The 2,398-nt window shown below is 43.1% G+C and carries 3 protein-coding genes; 2 read left to right on the top strand and 1 reads right to left on the bottom strand.

The genetic code is table 11. The features are described 5' to 3' along the window. Together tnpB and tnpC are read left to right on the top strand one after the other, a co-directional pair. The coding region (gene tnpB, locus ADIARSV_RS11580) for an IS66 family insertion sequence element accessory protein TnpB (protein ID WP_040299894.1) at positions 1-323 on the top strand (323 nt) is incomplete at its 5' end. Between the two features lie 69 nt (positions 324-392). Then, complete coding sequence (tnpC, locus tag ADIARSV_RS11575) at positions 393-2,039, top strand: IS66 family transposase (RefSeq protein WP_016195710.1); 1,647 nt, start codon at positions 393-395, stop codon at positions 2,037-2,039. On the opposite strand, the gene ADIARSV_RS11570 is transcribed toward tnpC, so the two are convergent. Further along, positions 1,993-2,307, bottom strand: coding sequence for a helix-turn-helix domain-containing protein (locus tag ADIARSV_RS11570; protein ID WP_016195709.1), 315 nt, complete (start codon positions 2,305-2,307; stop codon positions 1,993-1,995). The genes tnpC and ADIARSV_RS11570 overlap by 47 nt on opposite strands. Positions 2,308-2,398 lie beyond the last annotated feature (91 nt).

The raw sequence follows: 2,398 nt of genomic DNA, 5'->3' as shown, positions 1-2,398 counted from the left end.
TGTATCGTGGGTCGGCAGATATGAGAAAAAGTTTTGATTCCCTGGCTGGAATTGTGCGTAGGGAAATGAACATGGAACCATTGCAATCAGGGGATGTGTTTATATTCCTGAACAGGAAACGCAACCAGGTTAAACTGCTCAACTGGGATGGAGATGGTTGGGCTATTTATTATAAACGCCTTGAACAGGGTAGTTATGAACTGCCCGTATTATCCAATGAAAGCAATTCCTGCCAGATGCGTACCGATGAACTGCAGTTCATTCTTGGCGGTATTTCCCTGCAAAGTATCCAGCGGAGAAAACGCTATCAAAACCCAGTTTAATGTGCTTTAATTGCTGTTTTTTGTTAAAATATTCTTGCAAATATCTCTTGAAATACGTATTTTTAAGTAATGAAACAAGGGAAAAAAGCTGCTAAAAACGAGAAATCAGAGTTATTAAAAGAACTGGATATCCTGCGTGAGCAAGCTAAAAAGGCTTCCCTTCTGGAACAGGAAAATCAGCACCTGAAAAAAGAACTCCACAAAAAAGAGAAGAATAACCAACTCCTGGATGAGCGGAACAATGACCTGGCCCTGAAATGGGAAAACAGCGAAAGGGAAATAGAAAAGCTCAAGTTTCTACTGTTTGAAGCCAATTACCAGATCACCCAGTGGAAGAAGCGTTTCTTTGGAAGTACCCAGGAACGTTTTGTTCCTTCTTATGCTGATCAGCTGGTGCTGGACCTTGAATTACTGCCCCTTACCCCGGATACGGTTACCGTGCCTGTCAAAATAGAATACCTCAGGAAGCTGCCTTCAGCCGAAGAGCAGAACAAACCGCACCGCATGCTCATTCCTGAGCATTTGAAAAGAGAAACCATCGAAATCTATCCTGAAGGTGACCTTTCTGCAATGGTTTATATCGGCAAACAGGTAACTGAGCGGCTGGAAGTTACCCCTCAGGTCTTTAAAGTAATCCAGGAAATCCGCCATAAATACATGGATGTGGAAAATAACCGCAAAATCATCATGGCAGCCTTACCTGAACGGGCACTTTTTAAAACCATAGCAGGCCCAACTTTAGTTGCTGATATACTGGTAGGCAAATATGTAGATTCACTGCCTATTACCCGTCAGATCAGCAGGTATGCCCGTATGGGTGTGAACCTTGCTAAATCTACCGTAAATGGGTGGGCAAAAAACACCTGTGAGTTCCTTGAACCTTTACACGACCTGCACATTAGGGCGGTTCTTTCCAGTAACTATTTACAGGTAGATGAAACCCCTGTTAAAGTACTTGATCAGCGTAAAGAGGGGGGAACCAGAAATTCTTATCATTGGGTCTATTATTCGCCGCCGGATAAACTGGTGCTGTTTGATTTCCAGCAGGGGCGCGATAAAAAAGCACCACAAAAGTATCTGAAGGACTTTAGGGGGACGCTTCAAACTGATGCCTATGCGGCCTATAACCAGTTTGATACTCCTGAGATCACAATGGCAGGATGCCTTGCCCATTGTAGAAGGAAATTTTCAGATGCCCAGGACAATGATCCCAAGGCCAGGATTGCATTGGCTGAATTCCAACAGCTCTACGCCATTGAACACAATGCTAAAGTAAATGGACTCGATGCTGAGAGTCTTCAAAAAGAGCGGCAGCTAAATGCTGTGCCTATCCTGAACCGGCTGAAGCTATGGATGGAAAGCTACCGGTTGAAAACAACCCCTTCCAGCCCTATGGGCAAAGCAATCGGTTATTTTATGAATAACTGGAAACGGTTAACTGCTTATCTGAATAATGGGAATATAAGAATTGATAACAATCCCATAGAAGGTGCTATTCGTGTATCGGCAATCGGAAAACGTAATTACCTGTTTCATGGCTCTCATGAAGGTGGATGCTGGGCAGCTATGCTCTATTCTTTCTTTGGTACCTGCAGATTACATCAGATCAATCCTCTGGAATGGCTGACAGATGTACTGAACAGGATGCCTGGATGCCCTAAGGATAAACTCAAGGAGTTCCTCCCTCAGAACTGGTCCCCTCCTGTAATAGCCTAAGTAGTTTGGCTTTCCGTTTCTCCATGAAACGGATACTGGTAAGCTCAGGACGTTCCAACTCAGCAGGGGTAACAATATCAGCAAATTCATGCAGGCTAATTTCGTAGAATCTGCAGATCCTGAATATGACTATAAAACTCGCTTCTTTATAACCCCGCTCAACATTGTAGTAGGTAGCGGTTGATAATCCGGCAGCTTTAGCTATCGAACTGCCGCTTACACCATTAGATTCCCGTAATTTCTGTAGTGTTTGTCCTATGGTTACCATAAAACAAATATTAGAAAATATACACTGATTGAAAAGAGATGCAATAAAAATTATATCCACTTTTCAAATATGCTTTTCACCGAACGCTTAC

This window comes from Arcticibacter svalbardensis MN12-7, from assembly GCF_000403135.1.
Classification (GTDB): domain Bacteria; phylum Bacteroidota; class Bacteroidia; order Sphingobacteriales; family Sphingobacteriaceae; genus Arcticibacter; species Arcticibacter svalbardensis.
The sequence above is the reverse complement of the archived record's forward strand: the minus strand, read 5'-3'. Positions and strand labels throughout refer to the sequence as shown.